Source organism: Plantibacter flavus, assembly GCF_051487245.1.
GTDB classification, from domain to species: domain Bacteria; phylum Actinomycetota; class Actinomycetes; order Actinomycetales; family Microbacteriaceae; genus Plantibacter; species Plantibacter flavus_B.
In genome coordinates this window covers 72662-92007 of record NZ_JAHVDH010000002.1, presented here as the reverse complement: position 1 = coordinate 92007, position 19346 = coordinate 72662, and the positions used below count along the sequence as shown (strand labels likewise).

The following is a 19346-nucleotide window of genomic DNA, read 5'->3' as shown; positions in this document are numbered from 1 at the left end:
GTCCGCTCAGGCTCCCGCGGTCTCCGCCAGCAGTTCGTGCACGCGCGGGACGACCGCGGTGCCGTAGAGCCCGATGCTGTCCATGAGGTGCTCGTGGGGCAGGGATCCGTTGCTGATCTTCAGGTCGACGCGCGAGAGACCGAGGCCCTGCACCGCCGTCGCGACCTTCCGTGCGACCGTCTCCGGCGAACCGACGAAGAGTGCCCCTTCCGGTCCTGCCTCGTCCTCGAAGTGCCCGCGCGACATCGGGCTCCAGCCGCGTTCACGGCCGATACGGTCCATCATGACCCGGTAGTGCGGCCACAGCTGCTCGAGCGCGAGTTCGTCCGTCTCCGCGATGTGGGCCGGCGAGTGCATGCCGACCGGCTGGGTCGGGAGCTGGAACTGTGCGAGCGCACGGTGGTAGAGGTCGACGAACGGCGCGAAGCGCAACGGACCGCCGCCGATCACCGCGAGCATCATCGGCAGACCGTAGCGGGCCGTGCGGACGACCGACTCGGGGCTGCCGCCGACGCCCACCCAGGTCTTCAGCTTGCCTCGTTCGAGCCGCGGATAGACCGACTGCTCCCGCAACGGCGCACGAGTGTTGCCCGACCAGGTGACGGGTGCCTCCTCGCGAAGCGCCGCGAAGAGTTCCAGCTTCTCCTCGAAGAGTTCCTCGTACTGGCTGAGCTCGAAGCCGAACAGCGGGAACGACTCGGTGAACGAACCGCGTCCGAGGATCACCTCCGCGCGGCCGTTCGAGATGCCGTCGAGCGTCGCGAACCGCTGGTACACGCGCACCGGGTCGTCGGAGCTCAGCACGGTGACCGCTGAACCGAGGCGGATGCGCTCGGTGCGGGCGGCGATTGCGGCGAGCACGATCTCGGGCGACGACACAGCGAAGTCCTCGCGGTGGTGCTCCCCGACCCCGATGAAGTCGAGACCGACCTGCTCGGCGTGCACTCCCTGCTCGACGACGTTCCGCAGCACCTGCGCTTGGGACAGCGTCGCGCCGTCGGCGTCGACCGTGACGTCGCCGAAGGTGTCGATACCGAATTCGAGGGGCTGGGTCATGGGGCTTCTCCAAAGTCGTGTACATGCATCTGCATGCAGTTTGATGGAACCTCGACCGAGGAAGGACTATTCCCCGACCGCACCAGCGTGCCAGAGTCGGCGCAGCAAGCGCACTCCTCGCCTGAGAGCACCTTCCCAGGCGAACCCGCCATGATGGAGGACCTGCACCCCGAGCCTTGGAGCCCCTGTGTCGCCGCGTCGCCTCTTCCGCCTGATCGCGATCGCCGAGGCGATCACCTGGACCCTGCTCATCATCGGCATGATCCTGAAGTACGGCACCCAGACCACCGACCTGGGTGTCAGCATCGGCGGAGGCATCCACGGCTTCGTCTTCCTCGTCTACGGCGCGAGCGTGCTGCTCATCGGCATCAACCAGCGGTGGCGCGTCGGCACGATCCTCATCGGACTCGTGAGCGCGGTCGTTCCCTACGCCACGATCCCGTTCGACATCTGGGCCGACCGCACCGGCAAGCTCGACGGCGACTGGCGGCGTGATGCGAGCGCCGATCCGCGCGACCACCGGCTCCTCGACCGCGCCACACGCTGGCTCGTACGCCACCCCGTGATCCTCCTCGTGGCAGGCGGCATCGCCGTCGTGGCCGTCTTCAGCGCCCTACTCATCGTCGGTCCGCCGATCCCGAAGGCCTGACCTGCCGGCCGCCCGGTCAGTCCTTCGTGATCTCGGCGGTCATGGGCCACACCACTCCGAGCACTCCCGCGAGGTCCGAGCCGAGCTGCAGACAGAGACGCTGACCTCCGATGGGCGTGCCGTCCGGGCTGCCCGTGAGCGAGACGACCTTCCCCGGTGCGATCCGGATGTCCCACCCGTCCACGATGCGGGTCGCAGCCGACACCCCCGCGGCCGAACAGCTCGTCGGGTTCAGATACGCCGAGTAGAGCAGGACGGGCGCCCGACGCACCTGCACGGGCACCGGCTGGTCGCCGAGCCTGCCCCCGGCCGAGTCCGAGGTCGTCACTCTCGGTGCCCCCTGATCCGTCACCCAGTTGCGCAGGTCCTCCCAGCCCTCCGCGAGCACGATCCGCTCCGTCGGCACGCCGGCCGCGTAGCCGTTTCCGGTCCAGTTCGCGTTGTTCGGCACCGCGTTGCCGGCTTCATCCGTGTAGGAGCTCCCGGCGTTGTAGCCCGTGTACGTCGCGTTCCGAGGCGAATCCACCGTCATCGCCGACTCGAACGACATCGACCACACGGCCTGCTTCGGCAGCGCGAGAGCTGGCGACAGGACACTCCCGCCGGGCGTCGGGATCGACGCGACCCCGCCACTGATCGTCGCGCTGCCGGTCGTCGTCCAGGCGGCGAGGTCGAGCGGCTGGCTGTGCGCCCCGGTCGCATCGGTCCAGTGCAGCACCGGTGAGCGGTACTGGACGCCCGGGATGTCGGCCGTGCTGTTGAAGCTCACGCGCAGCCGGGTGAAGTCACCGGCATAGCTCACGCCGCCACCGATCGTGCGCGGCGTCCAGACCCCGAGCACCGGCCACACCGCCGGCGCGGTGATACCCGTCTGGGAGACCGATGCCCCGTCGACGAGGAGCGACACTCGAGTCGAGATGAGCGCAGTCGCCTCGACGTCGTCCAGGGCCCCCTCGAACACCCGGACGCCGTCGACGAGGAGCACGACCTGCCGCCCGATCGCCGTGATCCCGAGCCCGACGACCTCCGACGAGACCTCCCCCACGCTCGAGTACAACACCCGCCGCCTGTCGCCGACCGTCGATGCGAGCTCCAGTCGACCGCCGTCGATCGACTGGAAGGACGCCTCGAGACGGTTGGCACCGTCATCGCGGACCGCGAGCCGTGCGGCGGCGGTCGCGGAGCGCTGGACGTTCATGGTCGTCGTCAGCGTCACGTCGGCCGTCGTCGCGTCGCGCGAGATCCGCCCCACACCGATGAGCTGCTCGACGCGACCACCGACCCCCAGTTCCCCGAGGGTGTTTCCACCCCAACTGAACACGGCCCCTCCGGTCGTCACGGCGACGCCGAAGCCCGAACCGCCAGCGGCCTGATGCACCCCCGCGAGACCGCCCGCCTCACCCTGTTCACCCGACGCGACCTGGACCGGTGCCGTCAGCGTGCCGGACGCACCGCCGGCGCCGCTGGAGGCGCCGACACCGGCCGAGAACACGCGACCGTCCGTCGTCGTGAACAGCACAGGCGACAGCCGCGAGTCGACACCGGACACGCCGACCAGGCCGACGCGGGTCGCCGCCGTCGTGCCGCCGCCCCACACGAACGCCACCCCAGAGGAGTCCACAGCGGCCATCGTCCCGCCGGCGGACACGTCGACCGCACCGGTGAACCAGACCCCGCCCTGCGCGCCACCCGGCAACCATCTCGGCACGTTCGACGACGCGGCGGGCTGAGAGCCGATCGTGCCGTTCCCCATCTCCCCACTGTTGCCGTCGCGGTTGCCCCAGACGAGCACCCGACCATCGGCCGCGACCGCGAGCGCGAAACCCGAACCGACGTTCATCGTGCGGACGCCGCTCAGTCCGGTGCCCCCGAGGTCGCCTGCGGGGATGAGCTTCGGCGTCATCGAACGCGCCCCGCCGAGCACGGCGTCGCCACTGCCCCAGCCGTAGAGCACTCCCGTCGAGGTCCGCGCGAGGATCGTGCCACGCCAGGTGTCGAGGGAGATCTCGACGATGGTCCCGGTCCACGTCTTCGGGACGGCAGACGGCACAGGCTGACGGACCCCATCACCGTTGACGCCTGTCCCGAGACTCCCCCAATAGCCGGAACCCCAGACGTAGACCGTGCCGTCGTCGGCGAGCGCTGCGGAGATGTTGTCTCCCGCGACCACCTGCACGATGCGCGACAGCGCCGTGCCGCCCTGCGCACCGCCGACGACCCTGACGGGTACCGAGGAGCCCGAGAAGAGGCCGCTGCCGAGCTGACCGTCCGCGCCCGAGCCGTATGCGTAGACACTGCCGTCACGGGTCAGCAAGAGGCTGTGCCGGACTCCGGCTGCGACCTGGACGACGTCGAGCTCGCTCGCGGCGGCCCATTCGACCGCCGCGGCACCGATCGAGGCCGACCCGTCGAGATCGCCGGTGTTCGCGATCTCCAGTTCGGTGTACACCGTGGAGCCCGGGGAGACCGGGGCGCCGTCGACGACGTCGAGCTGCGCGGCAGCGCCCCAGGCATCCGGCAGCTGCTCCCAGGGCGTCCAGGGCCCCCCGGCGACACGCGAGCTCGGTGAGAAGCTCCCGGTCTCGAGGACCGCGGTGCTCGTCGTTGCTGCCGCGGACCAGCCGGCCGAGGCTGGACTCGAGCCGGTCGCGAGCGACAGGACGAGGACGAACGCCACTGCGACGGCGATCCGCTGTCGCATCAGTGCTGCGCGCCGGTGGCGCCGACGGTCGTCGCACCTGCCCGACGGCGACCACTACCCGGCCACCAGTACCAGGTGACCCCGATCGCGAGCAGCACGGTCAGCACCGCGATCAGGACCGGTTGCCCGAGCGCCGCTCCGACGAGGAAACCGACGCCGGGCACGCTGCCGAGGAGGAGTTGGACGCGTTCGGCGTGATAGGGGGACGGGTCGTCGTCGGGGTTCGCATCGCCGCGGAGCACCAGCGCCGCCCCGGCGCCGTCGTCCGCCGCCGTCATCGACACGAGGCGGTGCGTGACGGGCAGGGCGCCTTCGCGGGCGACGGTGACGACATCGCCGACGCGCAGTGACTCGACCGGGCGTTCGATCGTGAATCCGAGCGAGCCTCGCGGGATCGTCGGTTCCATCGACCCCGAGGCGAACGCGTACGTGCGGATGCCGAACAGCAGCGACATCAGGAAGAGCAGGATGCTGACCGCACCGATCGCCGCTGCGGCCGTCAGCACCCACCCCGGTCGCCGCCGAGCCGACCGCGAGCGTGGGGCGTCAGTCGACAACTTCGTTCGCGACGAGGTCGTAGACGAAACCGCCGGACGTCTGCATGAGGGCGGGCCGGTTGTTGTAGGCCGAATCAGCCATGCTGATCTTCAGGCAGACGGTGCTCGTCGCGCCCGGGGCATCGGCCGAGGCGCCGGCCAGTTCCAGCGTCCGGCCAGCGGTGGACGTCGGCGCAGCGTCGGACTCGACCGCTTTCGCCGTCTTCGCGAGCAGGAGTCTGTCGGCGACGAACTCGGCGCTTCCAACGGAGCAGGCGGCCGCATCGCTCACGTCGTAGAGCTCGTAGGCGAGGCCGTCGAGGAGCAGGGTACTGCTGCCGTCGAGCACGCCCGCGGCGTCGAGCACGCCGGACGCCGCCCAGGAACCTGCCGTGGTGCGGACGAGGAAACTCGACGTCACGTCGACGCCCGGCCGAAGGGTCTGTGCGAGCCCGGTGAACGAGAGCGTCTGGGCGTCGCCCGTCCCGGTCGCCCGCTTCCAGCTCGTGCCGCCGTCGACGGAGAGTTCGACGCCGAACTCACCGGCGGCGAGGCTCGGGGTCGCGACCGAGGAGCCGGTCGTCCAGGCGGCGAGGGTGACTGCCCCTCCGGCTGCGAGGATCGCTCCACCAGCGAGGAGGGCTTTGAGCCGGTCGGATCGCGATGCGCGTCGGCGCTCGCGATCCGGAGCCTCTTCTGCGGGCGGGACGACGGGGTGCTCGGGCGCGACGGACACGGCTGATTCCTTCTGAGACGGGCTGAGGAGCGCATTCGGGATGCGCTGGCGACGTGACCGAGCCTAGTGGGGATCAGCCTCAGTTGTCCCCCTTTTGAGGGATAACACGCCGAGGTCAGGGGGCCGCGTCAGCCCCGGACCGTTCACGCTTCGCCGTCAGCCCAGCACGCCCACCAGGGCCCGTGTGATCTCCGCCCGCACCTCGCTGCTCGGGATCGTCGCGGTACCGTCGCCCGGCTGCACGCCGTAGTCGCCGAAGCTCGCGTGGTTCGCACCCTCGATCTCGATCATCACCGCGTCCGCCGGCAGCCGGTCACGGGCTGCCGCGACCTTCTCCGGAGTACTCAGGCCGTCCTCGCTCCCGGCGAGGCTCAGCACCTCGAGGTCGGTCTCGGAGAGATCGTTCGCGCAGTAGCTCCCGAACAGGACGATCCCGGAGACCGCCGGGTCCTCGGCGAGCTGGCAGGCACGGACACCGCCGAGGGAGTGACCACCGACGAACCAGGTGTCCACGTCAGGCGCCGCCGCCGTGAACGTGCTGAGCGGCCGCTGGTCGAAGAAGGCCAGATTGAGCGTCGGCTTCGTGATGACGACGGTCGCACCCGATTCCTCGACGACGCCCGCCAACTTGTACAGGTAGGCGTAGGGGTCGACCTTGGCGCCAGGGATGAAGACGAGACCGGTGCCGGACGGCGCAGGGCCAGCCTCGGCAGAGGGCTCGAGCAGCACCGCGTCACCGACGTCGGTGACGGTCACGGCCGGGTTCTCCCACACGGCGAGTGCAGCGGCACGGGTACCCTGCATCACGATCTGCGTCCAGACCACGAACCCGATGACGACCACGACGAGGATCGCGAGCACGCCCAGGATGATCGACGTCGCCCGTCCGAGTCGTGGCGCACGGCCGGTGTGTTCACTCATGCTGCTCCTCACGTGGAATGGCGGCGTGTTCGAGGATCGACGGACGCCTGTCATCCAGTATCCCAGAGCCGCAGTAGGTGTCGTGTGACGCGGAGTGACGCGGGATGACCTGCGGAGAGCACCGCCGTCGACACACACGGTCACGAGCCGTCATGCTCCTCGACAGCGCCACGGACGCCACCGATGATCGGTGCACCGGATCGCCGGACGGGCGATCCACGACACAGATCACCACGACACAGATCATGAGGAGCGACGATGACCGACACCACCACGGCCCCGACCGGCCAGCAGGACCGCGCGAGCGACGCGGGCTACACCGATCGTTGGGCGGGGCAGCCCGCGCCCCGTGACGCAGCGGGGTGGATCGCCCGTGCGCAGGAGGTCGCCGACATCCTGAGCGTCGACGCCGTCGCCCGGGACCGAGCGAACGCCACACCCCACCAGGAGGTCGCGCTCCTGAAGGCGTCCGGGCTCGTCACGCTCCTCGGGCCGGTGCAGCACGGCGGCGCCGGCGAGACGTGGGACACCGCCTACCGAGTGATCCGCACGGTGGCCCGTGGCGACGGTTCGATCGGCCAGGTGCTCGGCTACCACTACCTCTGGGCCTGGGCCGCGCGCCTCGTCGCCACCGAGGAGCAGATCGCCGCCGTCGAGGAGCTGTACACGACGAACGCGTTCGTCTTCGGTGGCGCGGTGAACCCGCGAGACTCGGACCTGACGATCCGCGAAGAGGGTGACGATCTCGTGTTCACCGGCAGGAAGTCCTTCTCGACCGGCGGACAGATCTCCGACCTGACCGTGCTCGAGGGTGTCCTCGACGGCACTGAGACGCACATCTTCGCGATCGTGCCCACGGACCAGCCGGGGATCGTGTTCGCCGACGATTGGGACAGCCTCGGCCAGCGCCTCACGGAGTCCGGCTCGGTCGAGATCCGAGACGTCCGCGTGCCATGGGCGGCGGCCGCAGGCTTCGTCGACCGGACGTTCCAGCCGCTCGTCTACAACACCCTGAACGTGCCCACCATCCAGTTGGTCTTCGCGAACTTCTACCTCGGGATCGCACAGGGCGCCCTGGAGACCGCGTCGGCATACACTCGCACCTCGACCCGTGCGTGGCCGTACGGTGGCGACAACAAGCAACACGCGAGCGAGGAGTGGTACCTGCTCGAAGGCTACGGCGAGCTGCAGTCGAAGCTGTGGGCCGATGAAGCGCTCCTCGACGCGGCAGGCGCCGAGATCAGTGCCGTGCTGCACGCACCGCGCGAGGAACTGACGGAGCGTCGGCGCGGCGAGATCGCGGTGCGCATCGCGGCGGGAAAGCTCCGCACCGTCGACGACGGTCTGGAGGTCGCGACGAAGATCTTCGAACTCACTGGCGCCAGGGCCTCGGCGAGCTCGGTCGGCCTCGACATCTCCTGGCGGAACCTCCGCACGCACAGCCTCCACGACCCGATCGCGTACAAGAAGCGCGAGGTCGGCGAATACGTCCTGCTCAACCAGATCCCGGCACCGAGCTGGTACACCTAGCGGCGACGGCGCGTCGGGCGGGGCTCGCGCCCAGCCCGGCGCGCCCGCTCCACGGGGCACCCGATCCCCCGAGCACCCTGTCAGCTGGTCAGCCTAAGCTCGTGGGGTGACCACCACACGCACGAAGCATCCTGCTGGCCCGTCGATGACGATCGGCCTCATCACCCATCCCACGAAGAACATCGACGACTCGGTGCGCATCCTCCGTGCCTGGCAGGTCGAGCACGGGGCGAGGCTCGTGGGACTGCGCGCCGAGGCGAGCCGCCTGGGCGACGACGTCGAGCTGCTCGACGAAGACTCCTTCGCCTCCTCCGTCGACGTCGCGGTGGCGATGGGCGGCGACGGCACGATGCTCGGCGCCATGCGGCTGCTCGCCGGACGCTCCGCCCCGGTGCTCGGCGTGAACTACGGCAACGTCGGGTTCCTCGTCGAGGTCGAGCCGGCCGCACTCTCCGACGCACTCCAGCGCGTGAGCGACAAGGAGTTCTCCCTCGAGCCGCACCATGGTCTCGAGGTCACGATCACCACGGGCGACCAGGTCACCCATCTGCTCGCCTTCAACGACGTCTCCATCGCGCGGCGTCCGGGCACCGGCGTCGTCATGGCCGATCTCGCGGTGGACGGCACTGCGTACGGGTACTTCAAGGCCGACGCGATCGTCATTGCAACCCCCACCGGATCGACGGCGTACAACTACGCCGCCGGCGGACCCGTGCTCTCCCCGGCGGTCGCGGCCACCGTCGTGACCCCGGTCGCCCCCATGTCGGGTATCGACCGCTCATTCATCCTCGGCCCGACCGAACGCCTGCAGTTCTCGATCGGGTCGGCCACGAAGCAGGCGGCGGTGGAGGTCGACGGCCAGGTCCTCGCCGACGTCGCGAGTGGCGCTGTCGTCACCGTCCGGCTGGTCCGCGACGCGGCGAACGTCGTGCGCCTCGACCCCAGTCGACACTCGCGCAAGGGCCGGATGAAGCTCAGCCTGCTCGATCTACCGCTCCGACGCGACCAGCTGCTCGACCTCGTGCCACCGGACATCCGGGCTCGGGTCGAGCGTCCGTCGCGCGTGCGGCGTGCGCGGTCGAAGCCGGCGGACCCGTCCCACTGAGCCGCGCCACCCGGCCCCTGAGCCTGTCGAAGGGCTACGCCGGGAGCACAACGCCGATCGGCTCGCGCTTCTCCGCCTGGAAACGGTCCTCGGTGCGCCCGTAGGCCCAGTAGCCGGACAGCGACAGCTGCGTGCGGTCGAGTCCGCGCTGGTTGAGGAACACGTCGCGGAGCGCCTTCATCGACTCTCGCTCCCCGTGAGCGAACACCTGTACCCGCCCAGCAGGCCACGGGTGCCCTGACACCGCCGTGGCGAGGAGCCCCGCCGTCGTCTCGTCGCGCCCTCTCCGCCCGACCCAGATGAGCTGCACGCCCGCCGGGTGCACGAGGTCGACGAGGTCGTCCCTGCCGCCGATCTCCAGGAAGGCGAGCCCCTTCGCGTCCGGCGCCAGCGCCTCGAGGGCCGCGGCGATGGCGGGGACGGCGGACTCGTCCCCGGCGAACAGATGCCAGTCGGCCGCGGGATCGGGACGATAGGCGCCGCCGGGCCCGGCGAAGACGACGCGGTCGCCGGGCTGCGCTGCCGCCGCCCAGGGGCCCGCGAGTCCTTCGTCGCCATGGACGACGAAGTCGATGTCGATGGTGCGGGCGGAGCGGTCGACGCGTCGGACCGTGTACGTGCGGGTGACCGGCAGGTCGTCGGGGGCGAGGGTGTCGCGGAGGGCCGCGACATCGTAGGGCGGTTCGAGGCCGAGCTCGGGCTTCGCGAAGAAGATCTTCACATAGCTGTCCGTGGCGTCCTTCGGTTCGAAGTCGTCGAAACCCGGGCCGCCGAGGGTCAGTCGGACGAGATGCGGCGTGACCCAGGTGGTGCGGACGACCTCGAGGATCGTCTGTGGACGGGGGGCTCGGGGCGCGGGAGTGGTCGTCATGATGCCTTCCATTGTGCCGTCGATCCAGGTTGGCGGCACCCGGAAGGTCCGTTCGGCGGGATCATCCGTCCCGTCGGCGACGAATGCAGCGGTGACCGGGGATCCGTGCACCACCGTTCGAGCATTCCTCCAGGCAGGCGCTGTCATACTGGAGGAATGGCTACAACCGCAGGCTGGTACCCGCACCCAGACGACCCCACCAAAGAGCTGCACTACGACGGCAGCGAGTGGGGCGACAGCCGGGTCCTGCGATTCCAGCGCGACAAGCCCGCCCAGACCGAGGCGGCCGGCTGGTACCCGCACCCGACGAGCGACGACACCCAGGTGCACTTCGACGGCCGCGCGTGGACGGACACCCGCGTCCTGCAGCTGAGCGGCTCGACGGGCGGAGACGCCACCGCCGCTGAGCCGGTGTACGTCTCACCGTCCGAGCTCCCCGCACCCGTGCCGGAAAGCCGAACCTGGAGCATCGCGAAGGCCGCACTCTCCTTCGGTCCCATCGCGATCATCGCCGTCATCGGCCTTCTCGCCATCGTCGCGGGCGGCGGGGGCGCGTAGGGGCTGCTCCCTGCGGACCACCAGGTCCTGCGACGGACACAGCCTGTCCGGTTCCCCGCACAGGCTGTCAGCGTCGCGCATTGTCGCGCACTGATCCGACGCATATCGTGGGAGAAGTGCCACTGTTCCGACGCGCCCGCCGCTCCCCCGACGCCGACCCGACCACGACGCCGAAAGCGTTGCTGCGATTCGCGACCGTCGGATCCGGACGCGGACGCATCCTCACCATCGCCGTCCTCGGCCTCGCGCTGCACCAGGTGACCGAAGCGCTCGTGCCGGTGTTCATCGGCGTCGTCATCGACCGCGCGATCGCTCCGGCCGATCCGCTGGCGCTCGGCCTCATGCTCTGCGCCCTCGCACTGCTGTTCGTGGTGCTGACCTTCGCGTGGCGACTGTCCGCACGCCAGGTGACCCGGGTCTTCACCGCGGGCGAACACGACCTCCGACTGCTCGCTGCGCGTCGCATCCTGCACCCGCGCGGTCTCGCCGAGCGACGAGCGGCGGGGCAGGTGCTCGCGGTCACGGCGGCGGACTCCTCGAACGTCGCCGGACTCGCCTGGGTGTTCGCGGAGATCGGCGCCTCCTCGGCGGCCGTGCTCACGACCGTCGTCGCACTGTTCCTCATCTCGTGGCCGTTGGCGGCGCTCGTCATCGTCGCAACGCTCGTCCAGCTGCTCGTGATCCATCTCCTGAGCGCGAAGCTGGACGAACGCGCCGCCGCCGAACAGGACCGTGCGGCCGAGGCCGGCGCTCTCGCGACGGACCTCGTCGCAGGTCTCCGGGTGGTGAAGGGCCTCGGCGCGGAACCCGTCGCCGCGTCGCGCTATCACGCCGCCAGCCGACGGGCCATGCGCGCCGCGATCCGTGCAGCGGACGCCGACGCCAGATTGAGCGCGGTCGGCGGCCTCGGCGGGGGTGTCACGCTCGCCCTCGTCGCCGTGATCGCCGCGTGGTTCGCCCTCGGAGGCGTGCCCGGGTTCCGCATCAGCGTCGGCGACCTCGTCGCGGTCGTCGGTCTCGCGCAGTTCGTCCGGAGTCCGATGGAGTACCTCGGGTACTTCGGCGGCTACCTCGCCGCGAAGCGCGGCTCGGCACGCCGGTTGTCCGCGCTGCTCCGGACCGGCCCAGCGGTTCCGGAACGCGCGACATCGTCGCCGGATGCTGAGACCGTCCGGGCAGCCACCGGTGACGCATCAGCACCGCTGCAGCTCGAGCTCTGCGGAACCCGTGTGGTCGTCCCCGGCGGCTCGCTCGTCGGGATCGATGCCGGCAGTGCTGCGGACGCACTGCTCGACCGGTTCGCAGCCCGTGCGCCGCTCGCGACCGGTGAGCTGATCGTCGACGGCGTCGACGTGGCTGGCATCGACCCGGCTGCGCTCCGACGCATCATCGCGGCACCTCCGCACGACGCCGCCGTGTTCTCGGGGAGCGTGCGAGACAACCTCTTCGTCGAGGAGGTGGACGACGCACTGCTTGCGATCGCCGGTCTCGATGAGGTGCTGGAACATCTGAGCGACGGCCTGGACTCGTCCGTGGGCGAGCAGGGGCGGTTCCTCTCCGGCGGTCAACGACAGCGCCTGCTCCTCGCCCGCACCCTCTCGCAGGGTCACCGCTTCGTCGTCCTGCACGAGCCGACGAGCTCCGTGGACACGCTGACCGAGGACCGGATCGCGACCGGACTTGCTGCGCACGCCGGCGCGACCGGACGCTCGATCGTCCTCCTCACCTCGAGCCCGACCCTGCTGGCGAACTGCAGCTCGGTGGTCGTGCTCGACGCTGGGGAACTCGCACTCGCCGACGCCGTCCCGAACGCGGGAGCAGCACGATGACGACGAACCTGCTCCCGATCGCCAGTGCCGCCGACACCTGGCGCGAGCTGCGACGTCTCGGTCGTCGCCGCCCTTGGCAGCTCCTCGGCACCGTGCTCGCCCTGGTGGCCGCCTCGGCCGCTGGGCTCCTCGTCCCCGCCCTGCTCGGACTCCTCGTCGAGGCGGTCGCGGCCGCCACCGGTGTCACGGCCGGCGCCGGCGCGACTCTGCCGGGGATCCTCGCGATCGGCGCGGCACTCGTCGGCGCGGCGGTCATCGGCTCAGTGCTGGCCTGGGCGTCGTCGATCCTCCTCGTCCGCCTCGCGCAGCGCACGCTGGCCGAGCTGCGCGAGCGGGTGTTCGATGTCGCGCTGCGTCGGCCGTCGGGCGTCATCGAGCAGGCCGGCACCGGCGATCTCGTCGCGCGCGTGTCGTCGGACGTGGCCGTCGTCAACGTCGCGATCAGCAGCGTGCTCGCCGCCGCCACCGGTTCCTTCCTCACGGTGGTGTTGACGCTCGTGGGCGTCGGCGTGATCGACTGGCGGTTCGTCATCGCGATCCTCCTCGCGGCTCCGCTCCAGATCGGGGCGCTGCGCTGGTTCCTCCGACGGTCGGGTCCCGTCTACCGGGCACAACGCGCGGCGGAGGCTGCTCGTGGCCAGGTCGTGCTCGAGACGGTGGGTGGAGCGGACACCGTCGCCGCCCTCGGGCGTGAAGCGGAGCACCTCGACGGCATCGCCGCTGCATCGACGACCGCGATCGGCCACACGATGCGGGCCATGCGCCTGCGGACGACGTTCTCCGGGCATCTCAACGTCGCCGAGCTGATCGGGCTGTCCGCGGTGCTCGTCGTGGGGTACTGGCTCGTCACGACTGGTGAGGTGTCGCTCGGCGGAGCGACCGCGGCCGCGCTGTACTTCCACAACCTGTTCGGACCGATCGGCGTGCTGCTGTCGAGTGTCGACGAACTGCAGAACGCGGGCGCAGGGCTCGCCAGACTGGTCGGTGTCACCTCGCTCGAAGAGCCGCCGGCGACCGGTCGGAACCGGCACCGTCCGCGGTCGTCGGCAGACACTCCGGCGCTCAGCCTCGACGGTGTCTCCTATGCCTACCGGAGCGGTCACGAGGTGCTGCACCCGACGTCGCTGACGGTGCAGCCCGGCGAGCGGATCGCGATCGTCGGCGGCAGCGGCGCCGGGAAGTCGACGCTCGCGAAGGTGATCGCCGGCATCCTCGCTCCGACGGGCGGCACGATCGAGCTGTCCAGCCGGCCGCTCTCCGGGCTGTCGCCCGATGAGCTGCGGCGCGAGCTCGTCATGGTGAGCCAGGAGGTCCGGGTGTTCGCCGGGTCGGTGCTCGAGAACCTGACGCTCCATCGCGGGACGAAGCGGGACGAGGAGTCGGCGACAGCACCGGTCGACGCAACGCCCAGGTCGGTCCTCGAAGCGATCGATCGCCTTGACGCCGGCTGGGTGCACGAGCTGCCGGAGGGGCTGCTGACGAGGGTCGGCGCGGACGGTCACCGGTTGACCGCCGCGCAGGCCCAGCACCTCGCGCTCGTGCGACTGGCGCTCGCGGATCCACCGATCGCGGTCCTCGACGAAGCGACCGCCGAGGCCGGGAGCGCAGACGCCGAGCGACTCGATCGGGCGACGACCAGGGCTCTCGAGGGTCGGACCTCCATCGTCGTCGCGCATCGGTTGTCGCAGGCGGTCGTCGCCGATCGGGTGGTCGTCCTCGAGCACGGTGACATCGTCGAGCTGGGAACCCACGAGGAGCTCGCGGCAGCGGGAGGGCGGTACGCGGCTCTGTGGGCGGCGTGGAGTGTGCGAACCCCGAGCGCCGACCCCGTGCACTGACGCCCGCTGATCCCCCGGAGACAGCAGAGCGCCCCACCGCGGACGGTGGGGCGCTCTGCTGTCGAAGCCGTGTGTTACTTCGCGGCGACGGCCTCGGGTGCGGCGATCGACGAGGCGAGCACCTCGTCGAGACCGAGGGACGCCTCTTCGTCGGTGACGGACTGCGCGAGCGCGAGCTCTGAGACGAGCACCTGACGCGCCTTCTGCAGCATGCGCTTCTCACCGGCCGACACACCACTGTCCTGATCGCGGCGCCACAGGTCGCGGACGACCTCGCCGACACGGTGGACGTTGCCGCTGGCCATCTTCTCCTGGTTGGCCTTGTAGCGGCGCGACCAGTTGCCCGGCTCCTCGACGAACGGCTCGCGGAGCACGCCGTAGACGGCCTGGACGCCGTCGTGGTCGATGACGTCGCGGACACCGACGAGGTCGGCGTTCGCGATCGGCAGCTTGATGGTGAGCTCGGACGTGTGCACGCGAAGCGTCATGACGTCCTGCTCGACACCCTTGATCGTCACCTTCGACAACTCGGTGATGGTGACCGCTCCGTGGTGCGGGTAGACCAGGGTTTCTCCAACGATGAACTGCATGGTTCCTCTTCTCTTCTCAGGTCGTCACCGGCGCTCAGGCGGCGGCGTCGTCGTGCTCCGGCGGTTCAGCGGCCGGATGATCGTGGGTCGGACGGGGGCGACGACGCGCCCGCCCGTGGTTCGCCGAAGAGCCACGCGGGGAGCAGCGCGACCAGGGCGTCGACGAGTTCGTCGTCCGAGACGTCGATGCGGCCACGGCGCCAACCGTCGACCAGGGACAGCGTGCCACCGGCGACGTAGGTGGACACGAGGTCTGCTGGGACGCCTGCCGGCACGTCGGCCTGCTCGAGCAGCGAGCCGATGAGGTCGTCGGCGTGCGCACCCACGAGGTCGTCGAAGGCGCTGCGTGCGACGGGCAGCTCGAGCACACTCGAATACAGCGGCGCGTCCTCGAGGAGTTGCGCGACCAAGCGCCGATAGGCCTCTCGAGCTCGTTCGACGCTGCGGACGGGCTCACCGAGCGGACGGACCGGGGTGGTCGGCGCAGCGAGTCCGGCGAACTGCACGCGCAGATATGCGGCGGTGAGCTCGTCGAGGCTGGAGAAATGCGCGTAGAACGAGCTGCGACTGATGCCTGCGACTCGGACGATGTCACCGACGGACACCCGTTCCGGTCGCCCGGCGAGAATGGTGGCCACGGCGTCGAAGATGGTCTGCCGGGTGCGCTCAGCACGCGGGTCGCCGGTCGCACGGAGGACCGGGGCGACGCGCGACCGCATCGTCGGCCGCACGGAGTTGGACTGCTCCGCACCGAGGGCGGGACTTCCAGATGTGCGAGGCATTCAGATCAGTATACCACGACTTCTCGGACAGCTGTCCGAGAAGCTCGGAGACCGAGGAAACGGCACCGACAGGCTCGTGAACGAAGCGACATGGGCACCGGATCCTCCAGGCCACATCCGGAGCTCAGCCGAACGAGGCCTGGATCGCCACTGCTGCGGCGCCTCGCGCCCAGGCGGAGAAACCACTGTCGTCGAGCAGCACCCGCACAGGGGACGCGTCGAGGTCGCGGTCGGTTCGCACGGCTGCCAGCACCCGGTCGAGGCGCCCGTCCACGAGCGCGAGCCCCTCACCGGACAGCACCACGGTGTCCACCATCGACAGATTGGCCGAAGCGGCGATCATCCGTCCGAGGGCACGAAGGGCCGCACCGACGACCTCCACCGCGACCGGATCACCGGCGTCCGACAGGGCGAGCAACTCGTCATAGCCGACCTCACGACCGAGCGCCGCGCCGGCACTGGCGCACAGGTGCGGGATCGCGAGCATCGCACTCGAACAGCCCCGATGACCGTCTCCGCAGAGCGGCCCGGTCGGATCGAGTGGGAAGTGCCCGCCGAGCCCGAGCCCGGTGTCGGCCGTGACGACCGGTCGGTCATGGATCACCAGGCCGTAGCCGACACCGGCACCGATCGTGATCACCGCGAAGTTCTCCACGCCCTTCGCGACGCCGAACCAGTGCTCAGCGGCCGTGAGCGCGACGACGTCGTTCTCGAGCACGACGGGTACCCCGAGCCGCCTTTCGAGCAGTCCACCGAGGTCGACGTCGTGCCATCCGAGGAATGGAGCGCGCACCACGCGGCGCGCGTCGGCGACCTTCCCGCCGATGCTGACGCCGATCGACGAGAGTCCATCGGTCCCGCCCAGACGATCCACGAGACGGACGACAGCCTGGACGACGAGTTCCGGGTCGTGCCCGTCGAGCGGCTCGAACGCGGAGGACTCGGGATTCGCCCGCAGATCCGTCCGGACGCCGTGGACCTCCGCCCCCGTGACCTTGATCCCGAGGTACCGCTGCGCATCGATCCGGACGTCCAGCGGCTTCGCGGGGCGCCCGACGGCACGCTCGGCGGTCTCCGGCGCGTCGATGAACAGGCCGGCATCGAGGTAGGGGCGGCTCAGTCGCGTCAGGCTCGCCGGGGACAATCCGAGACGACGTCCCAGTTCCGCTCGGGACAGCGGACCGTGAATGAGCACCTCGCGGGCGAGCTGCCGCGACGGCGCTCCGAGCGACGCGTCGATCTCCACTCCCGGCATCGTCCCCCTCTTTCCCGCGCTTCTTCGCGCATCATTCTTTCATTATGAACGAAATACGCGATGATCTGATGTGAAACGCGCGAAGTCGACCGCGGGAAGTCCCACTTGACAGCCCTATTCATTTCATCGTAGAAATAACTCATGCAACGAAGCGCGCCCCACTTGGACCCGTCCGTCGATCACGTCTCCGGCACCCGACCGTGCGGACCGGCAGTCGCTGGCGTCGTCCACCTCCGCAACGGTGGCACCTCCGTCGTCATCGACATCGACCGCCACGAACCGCGGGCGCTGCCGGTGATCGTCCATTGGGGTGAGGATCTCGGCGACGCCGACCCGACGACCCTCCAGCACCTCGCCACCGCCACCCTCACCCAGCGCGTCTCGGGTGGGCTCGACCGCCCAGCACGCGTCACCCTCCTTCCGCAGGAGTCCGCCGGTTGGCAGGGAACGCCCGGACTCCTCGGCAGCCGGAACGGGCGCTCCTTCTCCCCCGCGTTCTCCACGACAGAGACCGCCGTCAGCCCCGACGCTGTCACCGTCTGGGCAGACGACGCCGAGACGGCCCTCTCGTTGCGGATCGACCTCTCGCTCGACGCGGCCGGAGTCCTGTCGCAGGTCCTCACGCTGACCAACACCGGCGACGACGACTACGAGCTCGACGAACTGCACGCGACCCTCCCCGTGCCCGCCAGCGCCGGTGAGCTGCACGACACGACAGGCCGCCACCTCCGCGAACGTGCGCCGCAGCGGCACGAGTTCACCGTGGGCCGTCATCTCCGAGACGGCCGGAAGGGTCGTCCTGGAGCAGACGCGACGCTGCTCCTCTGCGCCGGCACTCCCGGATTCGACTTCTCCGCAGGACTCGTCCACGGGGTCCACCTCGCCTGGAGCGGGAACTCCCGGATCGCCGCCGAGCGCCTGGTCTCGGGCGCTGCGCTCCTCCAGGCCGGCGAACTCCTGTCCGCCGGGGAGATGCGCCTCGCGCCGGGCGCGTCCTACAGCACGCCGCGGGTGATCGGCTCCTGGGGCCACGGCCTCGGCGAGCTGTCCGCCCGCCTGCACGACTCGGTCCGCGCCCGTCCGCAGCACCCGAGCTCCCCTCGCCCGGTCACGCTCAACACCTGGGAGGCCGTCTACTTCGACCACGACCTCGATCGTCTGCTCGCGCTCGCCGAAGCCGCTGCGACCGTTGGCGTCGAACGCTATGTGCTCGACGACGGCTGGTTCAGAGGGCGTCGAGACGACACGGCAGGGCTCGGCGACTGGTTCGTCGACGAGACCGTGTGGCCGGACGGCCTCTCCCCGCTCGTCGAACGGGTCACCGCTCTCGGTATGCAGTTCGGCCTCTGGGTCGAACCCGAGATGGTCAACGAGGACTCGGACCTGGCCCGCGAGCACCCCGACTGGCTCCTCCAATCCGGCTCGCACGGCCGGCTGCCGGAACCCGGACGACAGCAGCAGGTGCTCGACCTCTCCCACCCTGAGGCGTTCGCGTACATCGCGGAGCGACTCGACGCGCTGCTCGACGAATACCCAATCTCCTACCTCAAGTGGGATCACAACCGCGACCTGCTCGACGCCGGCAGCACCCGCACGGGCCGCCCCGCCGTCCACGCCAACGTCCAAGCGCTGTACCGGCTCCTCGACGGCCTCCGCGAACGACACCCGGGACTGGAGATCGAGAGCTGCGCGTCGGGCGGCGCTCGGGTCGACCTCGGCATCCTCGACCACACGGACCGCATCTGGGCGAGCGACTGCATCGACCCGATCGAACGGCTGACCATCCAGCGCTACACCGGGCTCCTCGTCCCCTACGAACTCATCGGCGCCCACATCGGTGGGCCCGTCTCGCACTCCACCGGTCGGACATCCTCGCTCGCATTCCGCGCCGCGACCGCACTGTTCGGTCACCTCGGCATCGAATGGGACATCACCGCGGCGACCAACTCCGAGCGTGCGGAACTCGCAGACTGGGTCGCCTACCACCGCCGGCATCGTGCCCTGTTCCACGCTGGTCGTGCAGTACACGTCGAACTCCCGGATGCGTCGATGGACCTCCGCGGGGTCGTCTCGACCGACCGGGAGCGGGCGGTGTTCGTCTTCACACAGGTGGCGACGAGTGCGTCCTACCCGGCCGGTCCGCTCCGCTTCACGGGGCTCGACGACGACCGGCTGTACCGCATCGCAGCACCGTCCCGGCTCGGGGCAGCCGCGATGCTCCCCCGGTCCACTGGTCAGTCCCCGCTGGCCTGGCTGACCGAACCGATCACGCTGACCGGGCGCATGCTCCGCACCGTGGGTGTGCAAGCCCCAGTCCTCTTCCCGGAGACCCCGGCCCTCATCGAGATCACCGCCGTCACCGACTGAGTCGTGACGGTGCACCAACGCA

Annotated in this window: 16 protein-coding genes; 7 read left to right on the top strand and 9 right to left on the bottom strand. The window is 70.2% G+C overall.

Annotated features, from left to right (window positions below; all coding sequences use genetic code 11):
* Positions 1-6 precede the first annotated feature (6 nt).
* Complete coding sequence (locus KXS11_RS04280; protein ID WP_437384220.1) at positions 7-1056, bottom strand: LLM class flavin-dependent oxidoreductase; 1050 nt, start codon at positions 1054-1056, stop codon at positions 7-9.
* Positions 1057-1243: 187 nt separating this feature from the next.
* Between KXS11_RS04280 and KXS11_RS04275 the strand changes: the two genes are divergently transcribed.
* Complete coding sequence (locus tag KXS11_RS04275) at positions 1244-1705, top strand: DUF3817 domain-containing protein (protein ID WP_437384219.1); 462 nt, start codon at positions 1244-1246, stop codon at positions 1703-1705.
* Between the two features lie 16 nt (positions 1706-1721).
* On the opposite strand, the gene KXS11_RS04270 is transcribed toward KXS11_RS04275, so the two are convergent.
* The 4 genes from KXS11_RS04270 to KXS11_RS04255 all read right to left on the bottom strand — a co-directional run bounded on the left by KXS11_RS04270 (position 1722) and on the right by KXS11_RS04255 (position 6599).
* Entirely contained in the window at positions 1722-4406 is a 2685-nt protein-coding gene (locus KXS11_RS04270) for an RCC1 domain-containing protein (RefSeq protein ID WP_437384218.1), read from the bottom strand.
* Positions 4406-4912, bottom strand: coding sequence for a signal peptidase I (locus KXS11_RS04265; protein ID WP_437384217.1), 507 nt, complete (start codon positions 4910-4912; stop codon positions 4406-4408). The genes KXS11_RS04270 and KXS11_RS04265 overlap by 1 nt, the downstream gene beginning before the upstream one ends.
* A gap of 40 nt (positions 4913-4952) precedes the next feature.
* Positions 4953-5678, bottom strand: a complete 726-nt coding sequence (locus KXS11_RS04260; RefSeq protein ID WP_437384216.1) for a hypothetical protein — start codon at positions 5676-5678, stop codon at positions 4953-4955.
* A 156-nt stretch (positions 5679-5834) separates the two neighbouring features.
* Complete coding sequence (locus KXS11_RS04255; RefSeq protein ID WP_437384215.1) at positions 5835-6599, bottom strand: alpha/beta hydrolase; 765 nt, start codon at positions 6597-6599, stop codon at positions 5835-5837.
* 258 nt (positions 6600-6857) lie between these two features.
* On the opposite strand from KXS11_RS04255, the gene KXS11_RS04250 reads away from it, so the two are divergent.
* Together KXS11_RS04250 and KXS11_RS04245 are read left to right on the top strand one after the other, a co-directional pair.
* Positions 6858-8129 (top strand): acyl-CoA dehydrogenase family protein, encoded by a 1272-nt coding sequence (locus KXS11_RS04250; RefSeq protein ID WP_437384214.1) that lies wholly within the window; start codon positions 6858-6860, stop codon positions 8127-8129.
* A gap of 106 nt (positions 8130-8235) precedes the next feature.
* Positions 8236-9234, top strand: coding sequence for an NAD(+)/NADH kinase (locus KXS11_RS04245; RefSeq protein ID WP_437384213.1), 999 nt, complete (start codon positions 8236-8238; stop codon positions 9232-9234).
* Between the two features lie 34 nt (positions 9235-9268).
* Here KXS11_RS04245 and KXS11_RS04240 read toward each other — a convergent pair whose 3' ends face one another.
* A complete protein-coding gene (locus tag KXS11_RS04240) occupies positions 9269-10105 on the bottom strand; it encodes a siderophore-interacting protein (RefSeq protein WP_437384212.1) in 837 nt (278 codons plus the stop codon).
* 156 nt (positions 10106-10261) lie between these two features.
* Between KXS11_RS04240 and KXS11_RS04235 the strand changes: the two genes are divergently transcribed.
* From KXS11_RS04235 to KXS11_RS04225, 3 genes are all read left to right on the top strand, one after another.
* A complete protein-coding gene (locus KXS11_RS04235; protein WP_437384211.1) occupies positions 10262-10663 on the top strand; it encodes a hypothetical protein in 402 nt (133 codons plus the stop codon).
* 116 nt (positions 10664-10779) lie between these two features.
* Positions 10780-12492, top strand: a complete 1713-nt coding sequence (locus tag KXS11_RS04230; RefSeq protein ID WP_437384210.1) for an ABC transporter transmembrane domain-containing protein — start codon at positions 10780-10782, stop codon at positions 12490-12492.
* A complete protein-coding gene (locus tag KXS11_RS04225; protein WP_437384209.1) occupies positions 12489-14330 on the top strand; it encodes an ABC transporter ATP-binding protein in 1842 nt (613 codons plus the stop codon). The genes KXS11_RS04230 and KXS11_RS04225 overlap by 4 nt, the downstream gene beginning before the upstream one ends.
* Positions 14331-14404: 74 nt before the next feature.
* Here the strand turns inward: KXS11_RS04225 and KXS11_RS04220 are convergent, their stop codons facing one another.
* The 3 genes from KXS11_RS04220 to KXS11_RS04210 form a co-directional block, all read right to left on the bottom strand.
* Positions 14405-14920 (bottom strand): CarD family transcriptional regulator, encoded by a 516-nt coding sequence (locus KXS11_RS04220; RefSeq protein ID WP_437384208.1) that lies wholly within the window; start codon positions 14918-14920, stop codon positions 14405-14407.
* Positions 14921-14985: 65 nt separating this feature from the next.
* Complete coding sequence (locus KXS11_RS04215) at positions 14986-15702, bottom strand: TetR/AcrR family transcriptional regulator (RefSeq protein WP_437384207.1); 717 nt, start codon at positions 15700-15702, stop codon at positions 14986-14988.
* 124 nt (positions 15703-15826) lie between these two features.
* Entirely contained in the window at positions 15827-16957 is a 1131-nt protein-coding gene (locus KXS11_RS04210) for an ROK family protein (protein ID WP_437384206.1), read from the bottom strand.
* Between the two features lie 141 nt (positions 16958-17098).
* Here KXS11_RS04210 and KXS11_RS04205 point away from each other — a divergent pair, with 141 nt between their 5' ends.
* Positions 17099-19324, top strand: coding sequence for an alpha-galactosidase (locus tag KXS11_RS04205; protein WP_437384205.1), 2226 nt, complete (start codon positions 17099-17101; stop codon positions 19322-19324).
* Positions 19325-19346: the final 22 nt, after the last annotated feature.